Raw genomic sequence first — 7,478 nt, forward strand, 5'->3', positions numbered from 1 at the left:
CAGATGCTCGACACCGGCGTCCGGCTCGAACGCAGGGACAAGCCGTTCACCTATTTCACGGCCGGGGGCCTGATCTCCCCCGAGGACCTGCGGCGGCTCAACTCCGCCAAGCCGGACCGGGACCTCTTCAGCCGGGAGATCAAGGTCGGTGAACAGCACCGCAAGCAGTACCACATGTGGCGCCTGGGCATCTTCGAGGACGGCGCCCGCACCCCGCCCACCGCCGAACTGCCGCCCGCCTGGTCCGAGTTGCTGGACAGCGCCCTGTCCGACGGCTTCAAGGCGTGGCTGTCCGGGCAGAGCGGCACCGACATCCGCACCCTGCCGATGACCGCCGGCTTCTATGTCTTCGGCGACCGCGACTACACCACGGTGGACACCGGCAAGGCAGCCAAGGCCCTCAGCATGGCGATCTACCTGACCGAGGGCTGGCGGGCCGAGTACGGGGGCGGCTTCCAGGCCTGGGCCGCCAAGGACGCGCCGGCACCCGAGGAGACGGTCGTCCCCTACGGCGGCCACTGCGTCGCCCGCACCTGCAGCGCGCACAGCTGGCACAACATCGCCACCGTCGACACCGGCGGCACGCTGGAACGGATGACCCTCCAACTCGAATTCTGGCGCACCCGATGACCCTGCTGGTGCTCAACCGCAGAAGGATCCTCGACGACCTCCCCCGGTGGTTTCCCGGCAGCCGCGAGGAACTGGTGGTGCTCACCGACCGCGCCGTGCTGCCCGGCGGCGGCGCCGACGGCCGGGACCGGCGGTTCCGGCAACTGGAGGCCGTCGACGACTATGAGAGCCCGGAGCTCGAGCCCAGGATCGAAGAGCTCGGCCGGCGGCACGGCGTGCGCCGCATCCTGACGACCGCGGAGTTCGACCTGCCCCGCGCCGCCCGGGTGCGCCAACGGCTCGGGCTGCCCGGGCAGTCGGCGGCCGGTGCGGACGCCTACTCCGACAAGCGGGTGATGAAGACCATCGCCCGGGACGCGGGCATCCCCGTCGCCCCGATGGGCCAGGTGACCACCCCGGCCGAACTGGCCGCGTTCATCACCGGCCATGGCTACCCCACGGTGGTCAAGCGGCCCGTGGGCGGCTCCGCGATCGGCCAGTCCGTACTCGACGGGCCCGCCGCGCTCGAGGAGTTCACCGCCGGCTGGCCCCGGCTGGGCACCGCCCGGGTGCCGATGCTCGCCGAGGCCTGGGTCGAGGGACCGACCTTCCATGTGGACGGGCTGATGCACCGGGGCAAGGTGCTGCAGTGCCGCCCGTCGGCCTATCTCAACACCCAGTGGGAGACCATGCGCCACGCCCGGCCCAGCGTCAGCGGCATGCTTCCCGCCCAACACCCGCTGTACCGGCCCCTGGTGGAGCGCACCGCCGAGGTCGTCGCGGCACTGCCGCCGCCCCCGGGGCTGCACCCCTTCCACGCCGAGTTCTTCCACACCGCCGACCGCGGGGTCGTGCTCTGTGAAATCGCCTGCCGGGCGGGTGGGATGGGCATCGTCGAGGCATACGCCCGGTCCTTTGACACCAGCCTGTACGAGGCGGGGCTGAAGGGACAGGCGGGGCGCTCCCAGGAGGTGGCCGTCGGCCCCCTCCGCCGCCGCCATGGCTTCGGCTGGCTGCCGCCCCGGCGCGGCGTCCTGCGCCGGCTCCCGGACCACTGCCCACTGCCCGGCGTGGTCCGCTATGACACCAGCGGCGTGACCGGCCGCCGCTACCACGGACCCCGGTCGGTCTCGCACACCGTCGCCCAGGTGGTCTTCACCCTCTCCGGCCCCGATCTCCTCGGTGCCCTGCGCGAGTTCGAGGCCTGGTGGAACCGGGCCGCCCGCTGGGAACCCGAGGACGACGGCCGGTGACCCACATCCTGTTCGCCGACACCAACCAGGCAGGGCTGCACACCCTGGAGCGGGCCCTCGAACTGGGACACCGGGTCACCTTCGTCCGGGGCGCCTCACGGCGGCTCTATTCGGTGGACGACCGGGTCCGGGCCCTGTTCGCCCGCGCCCGGGTGGTGGACGTCCCGGTGTCCTCGGACCCGGAGCTGCTGACCGCCGCCGTCCGGCCGGTGCTGAACACCGAGCCGGTCGACGCGGTGGTCTGCCAGCTGGAGTCCGCGACGGAGGCCGTCGCCATCGCCTGCGAACGGCTCGGGCTGCCGTTCACCGGCGCGGCGGCAGTGCACGCCGCGCGGAACAAGGCCCGCTGCCGCGAGCTGATCCGCGCGGCCGGACTGGCCGGCGCCCGGCACGCCCTGGTCCATGACGAGGCGGCCGCCGTCACCGCGGCCGGCCGGATCGGCCACCCGGTGGTGGTCAAGCCGGTCAGCGGCATGGACAGCCTGTTCGCCCGGCGCGCCGACACCCCGGCCGCGGTACGGGCCGCCGCCCGTGCCATCCTGGCCGGGGCACACCGGGAACCCGCCCAGATCCGCGCCCAGTTGTGCCGGGGCATCCTTGTCGAGGAGCACCTCACCGGCCCGCTGGTCTCCGCCGAACTCGGCGTCCTGGACGGCCGGACCCACCGCTTCATGCTCTCCGGCCGCTCCCGCGCGGCGGCCGACGAGTGCCTGGAACTGGGCGCGGCGATGCCCGCCCGGCTGACCGCCGCCCAGACCGAGGCCTGCTTCCGCTATGCCGAGGAGGTGTGCCGGGTGCTGGACCTCCGGATGGGCATCTTCCATATCGAGCTGGTCCACACCCCGGCCGGACCGGCACTGGTCGAGGTCAACCCCCGGGTGATGGGCGGCATCATGCCCTCGCTGTACCAGCGGCTGACCGGGGTGGACTTCGCCGACCACATCCTCGATGTCCACCAGGGCCGCACACCCGCCGTGCCGGCCTACGACGGCGGCCGCACCCTGGCCGTCCGCAAGGTCATGCCGGTGGTGAATGGCAGGCTCGGGCCACGGATCGACCTCGGCTGGACCGGCGGCGCCGACTTCCGGGTGGTGGACCGCCATGACCACGGGCTGCGGCCGGGCGCCGCCTGCCACGCCGGGCAGCCGCTGGCCCGCTATGTGGTCGAGGGCGACGACTGGCCGGACGCGATGGAACGCGGCGACCGCCTGATCGACCGGATGCGCCGGTGCCTGGGCATATCGCTGCACCGCGCCGCGCCGGAACCCGACGACCCGAAGGGAGCGAACGCCGAGTGAACACCGAGGAAGCCCGCACCCCCGCCTGGGACGAGGTGGCGCGGCGCCTGACGGCGGCGTACCGGACCAGGATCGTGCTGATCTCCCCGCCGCGCACCGGCTCGACCGTGGTGGCCCGATTGCTCTGGCAGCACTCCGCGATCGGCTACCACTGCCATGAACCCTTCGAGGCGGGCTATTGGGGCACGGACGGGGACGCGGCACTCGCCCGCATCCTGCTGCACCCCATGGAGGTGGCGAGCGGTGAGCGCGTCCCGCTGGAGCGGGTGCCCGACGGTGCCGGACTGCTGGTCAAGGAGATGAGCTTCCAGCTCGACGGGAAACGGTTCGACCGGCTCGCCGCCACCGCCACCGCCCCGGTGGTGTTCGTCATGCGCGACCCCCGCCTCTGTGTCTCCTCGAGGCTGCGGGTGCTGGGCGAACTCGGCGGCGCGACGACCTTTCCCCCGTTCGAGGGCGGCTGGCAGTCGCTGGGCGAACAGATCGGCCGGTGCCGGGCGCGGGGGGTGCCCCATCTCCTCGTCGACTCCGGCGAGTTGCGCGGCGACCCCGAGGGCATGACGCTCGCCCTCGTCACCCGCCTCGGCCTGGCCGGGGAGGCGGATCTGCACCGCTGGTCCGCCCGGCCCGGGCTGCGTCTGTGCCTGCCGGAGGTGGGGGAGCTGATGGGCGGCGCCCGCACCGGCGACGACCCCTTCTACCGCCGGGTGCTGGCCAGCGAACGGATCCAGCCGGTGGACGAGGCCGACTGGGCCCGGGAGGAGGCGGTGATCGACGCCGCCGGGCTGACCGGGAGCGTCCGGCAGTGGCTGACTCTCTATCGTGAGTTGCGCAAGGATCCCGCCCGGGTCGAGCCCGCCGTCGGACAGAAAGCAGCACATGGAGACTGACACCACCGAGCCCGGGAAGACCGACACCACCGCCGCGGCATCCGCCGCCCGGCGGCGGCTGTATCTCATCGCGATGGGCATCGACTCGATCGGCAGCGGTCTGTGGATGCCCTTCGGGCTGATCTTCTTCTCCAGGGCCCAGCACATCCCGCTCGCCGAGGCGGGCGGCGCCCTGACCCTCGGTGGTCTGATCGGCCTGCTCGCCGGACCGCTCGGCGGATCCCTGGTCGACCGGACGGGCCCGGCACTCGCCGTGGTCGTCAGCAACCTGCTGCGGACGGCCACCTTCGCGCTCTATCCACTGGTCGGCTCGGCCTGGCAGGTCGCCGTCCTGGCGATCGTGACGGCCGCGGCCGACCGGCTGTTCTGGACCGCCAACACCCCGCTGCTGGCGAGCCTGGTCCCGGACCGCATGGAGGGCCTGCTCGCCACCCAGAACGTGATCCGCATCATCGGCCTGGGCGCCGGCGCCGGCCTGGCGGGCGCCCTGGCCGGGACGGTGTCCGGGCTGCATGCCGTGGCGTACCTCAACGCGGTCTCCTATGTGGTCGCCGCCGCGGTGCTCCTCGCGGCGCTCGGCCGCCCGCTGCTGCGCGGCGGCGAGCCGCCGGCGGAGGGGGCGGCCCAGGCGCCGGAGGGCGACCACCCCGGGTGGCGGCCGGTCCTGCGCGACCGGCCGTATCTGATGATGTGCGTGGCCCAGGTGCTCTTCGCGCTCGCGGCCTCCAGCCTGGTCGTCATCCTGCCGCTCGCCTCCGTCACCTCGCTGCACGGCCCGCCCTGGCTGCCCAGCGCGTCCATCGTCGGCGGCAACATCGTGCTGGCGCTGTGTCAGAAACCGGCCGTGCACTGGGCCAAGCGGCACAGCAGACTGCGGGTGCTGGTGCTGGCCGGCCTGGTGTTCGCGGCCACCTTTGTGCTGCTGGCGCCGGTGCACGGGCTGTCGGAACCCTATGTGGTGACCTGGGTGCTGGTCGGGTCCGTGACCGGCGTCATCGGTGAGGTGCTGTCCATGCCGCTGATGACGGCCGCGGCCAACCAGGCCGCACCCCAGGAGCTGAAGGGACGCTACAGCGCGCTGTTCCAGACCTCCTGGGGCCTGGCGACCGTCGCCGCACCGCTGATCTTCACCTCCCTGCTGGACGCCGGTTACGCGATCTTGTGGACGGTCCTGGCCGGAGCGGTGCTGCTGACCGTGCCCGCCCTGCTGTACGCCGCGCCCCGGCTGCCGGCCGGCTGCCTGCGCGAATGAGGAGGAGCCGCCCATGGTCCATGATGTGCTCGGCATCGGTTTCGGACCCGCCAACCTCGCCCTGGCCATCGCGCTGGAGGAGGAGGCGCCCCAGCTCACGGCCCGCTTCCTGGAGGCCCGGACCGATCCCGTCTGGCAGGGCGGCATGCTGCTGGACGGGTCCAACACCCAGAACCACCCCTCGCGCGACCTGGTCACCCTGCGCAATCCCCGCAGCCGCTACAGCTTCCTCAACTACCTCTTCGAGAACGACCGCCTGGTGGAACACCTCAACCTGCCGGTCGAGTTCCCGCTGCGCAAGGAGTATGCCGACTATGTCCGGTGGGCGGGCGGGCACTTCGCCCACCTGGTCGACTATGGCGCACCGGTGGTGGACATCGCCCGCGCCGACGGCGGGCCGCCCCGCTACCGCGTCAGCACCGCGGACGGCCGTCATGCCGAGGGCCGCTGTCTGGTGCTGGCCACCGGGCGCACCCCCTATGTGCCGCCGCCCTTCGCCGCGTTGCGCAGCCCGCGGATCGTCCACCTCACCGACTATCTGCCCCGGGTGCGCCAACTGCCCGGGCCACCCGGCGAGATCGCCGTGGTCGGCGGCAGCCAGAGCGCCGTCGAGCTGACCCTCGACCTGTCCAAGCGCTTCCCCGGCAGCCGGGTCACCGTCTATGCGCGCTCCTTCAGCCTGCGCGGCAAGGACCACAGCCCGTTCAGCGAGGAGGGCTATTTCCCCGAGTTCACCGACCGCTACTTCCGGGCCGGCCGGGCGGCCAAGCGGGATCTGGACGCGTATCTGCGGCCGACCAACTACTCGGCCAGCGACGCCGATGTGCTGCACGAGCTCTATCTGCGCATCTATGAACAGCGGCTCGACGGCGACCAGCGGGTCTTCGTCCGCGGCCATCGCGAGATACGCACCGCCGGGATACGGGACGGGCGGGTGATCCTCGGGATCGAGGAGCGGAGCACCGGACGGTGCGAACGGGCGGCGGCCGACCTGGTGGTGCTCGCCACCGGATTCCGCGATCTGGGACCCGGTCCGCGCCAGGAGCCCTACCCGGCCCTGCTGTCCGGTGTGGTCGACCGGTTCCGCTTCGACGAGGACGGATACCTGGCCGTGAACGCGGACTACAGCGTGCAGCCGCAACACACCGGCGACGCCCCGCTGTTCCTCAACGGACTGTGCGAATCCACCCATGGCATCGGGGACGCCGGGTCGTTCAGCCTGCTGTCCCTGCGCGCCGCGCGGATCCTCGACGGACTGCGCAAGAGCCTCCCGGGAGCCACGGATGTCCAAACCGCCCTATGACGACGCCCGCATTGCCGAGGCGTACCGGCACGCCCGCGAACTGCCCCGCGAGGGCCTGGGGGAGTGGCGTACGGCCATCGAACGCCACCTCTCGGCGCGGCCGGACGGTACCGTCCTCGACCTCGGAGCGGGCACCGGCGGCTTCGCCACGGCACTGGCCGACTGGTTCGGCATCGATGTGGTGGCCGTCGAACCGGCCCCGGCGATGCGCGAGTTGATCCCCGCCCATCCACGGCTGCGGGTTCTCGACGGCCGCGCGGAGGCGCTTCCGCTGCCCGACGGCTGTGCCGACGGCGCCTGGCTGTCCATGGTCGTCCAGCACCTGGCCGACCTGCCGGCGGCCGCCCGGGAACTGCGCCGGGTGCTCCGCCCCCGGGCCACTGTCCTCATCCGCAATGTCTTCCCGGGCCGTTGTGACGGGCTGGCGATGGTCCGGTTCTTCCCCGAGACCAGGGCGGTGGTGGACACCTTTCCGACGGTGGAGGAGACGTGCGCCGCCTTCGGCACGGCGGGCTTCGCGCGGGTGGCCCTCACCACCGTCCCCCAGCGGACCGTGCCGAGCGCCGGCGCATTCGCGCGCAGGCTGCGCCGGGAGGCCGACACCCTGCTCCGGGGGCTCACCGACGAGGAGTTCGCCCGCGGCGTGGAGCGGCTCGCGGCCGCCGCCCGCCGCGAGTCGCAGCCGGGCGGCACCGCGGAGCCGGTCGTCACCCGACTCGATCTGCTGGTGCTGCGCTGAGCCTGTCCCCTCGATCACGATCGGTGATGAATGCCAGAGCGTTTCACCCCTTGGCCGAGGCGCGGTGATCGCGATGGACGAGCTCACCGAGGGTATGGACCGGCTCACCGGGGAGGCCGACCGCTATGTCACCT

General features: G+C 72.7%; 7 protein-coding genes. All 7 read left to right on the forward strand.

Annotation, left to right across the window (positions count from 1 at the left end; translation table 11 throughout):
- Positions 1-3: 3 nt before the first annotated feature.
- The 7 genes from ABCR83_RS28020 to ABCR83_RS28050 are packed head-to-tail and all read left to right on the forward strand — an operon-like array spanning position 4 to position 7,344.
- Positions 4-630 (forward strand): 2OG-Fe(II) oxygenase, encoded by a 627-nt coding sequence (locus tag ABCR83_RS28020; RefSeq protein ID WP_462698005.1) that lies wholly within the window; start codon positions 4-6, stop codon positions 628-630.
- Positions 627-1,862, forward strand: coding sequence for an ATP-grasp domain-containing protein (locus ABCR83_RS28025; RefSeq protein ID WP_462698006.1), 1,236 nt, complete (start codon positions 627-629; stop codon positions 1,860-1,862). Before ABCR83_RS28020 ends, ABCR83_RS28025 begins: the two co-directional genes overlap by 4 nt.
- The gene (locus ABCR83_RS28030) at positions 1,859-3,160 is read left to right on the forward strand and encodes an ATP-grasp domain-containing protein (RefSeq protein WP_462698007.1); all 1,302 of its coding nucleotides are present in this window, start codon (positions 1,859-1,861) and stop codon (positions 3,158-3,160) included. Before ABCR83_RS28025 ends, ABCR83_RS28030 begins: the two co-directional genes overlap by 4 nt.
- Complete coding sequence (locus tag ABCR83_RS28035) at positions 3,157-4,050, forward strand: hypothetical protein (RefSeq protein ID WP_462698008.1); 894 nt, start codon at positions 3,157-3,159, stop codon at positions 4,048-4,050. Before ABCR83_RS28030 ends, ABCR83_RS28035 begins: the two co-directional genes overlap by 4 nt.
- Positions 4,040-5,302 (forward strand): MFS transporter, encoded by a 1,263-nt coding sequence (locus tag ABCR83_RS28040; protein WP_462698009.1) that lies wholly within the window; start codon positions 4,040-4,042, stop codon positions 5,300-5,302. The genes ABCR83_RS28035 and ABCR83_RS28040 overlap by 11 nt, the downstream gene beginning before the upstream one ends.
- A 13-nt stretch (positions 5,303-5,315) precedes the next feature.
- Positions 5,316-6,605 carry a lysine N(6)-hydroxylase/L-ornithine N(5)-oxygenase family protein gene (locus ABCR83_RS28045; protein ID WP_462698010.1) on the forward strand — a complete coding sequence of 430 codons (1,290 nt, stop codon included), beginning with the start codon at positions 5,316-5,318 and terminating at the stop codon, positions 6,603-6,605.
- On the forward strand, positions 6,586-7,344 hold the full coding sequence (locus ABCR83_RS28050; RefSeq protein WP_462698011.1) for a class I SAM-dependent methyltransferase: 759 nt from the start codon (positions 6,586-6,588) through the stop codon (positions 7,342-7,344). The genes ABCR83_RS28045 and ABCR83_RS28050 overlap by 20 nt, the downstream gene beginning before the upstream one ends.
- Positions 7,345-7,478 lie beyond the last annotated feature (134 nt).

The sequence above is a fragment of the Streptomyces xingningensis genome (assembly GCF_054957865.1).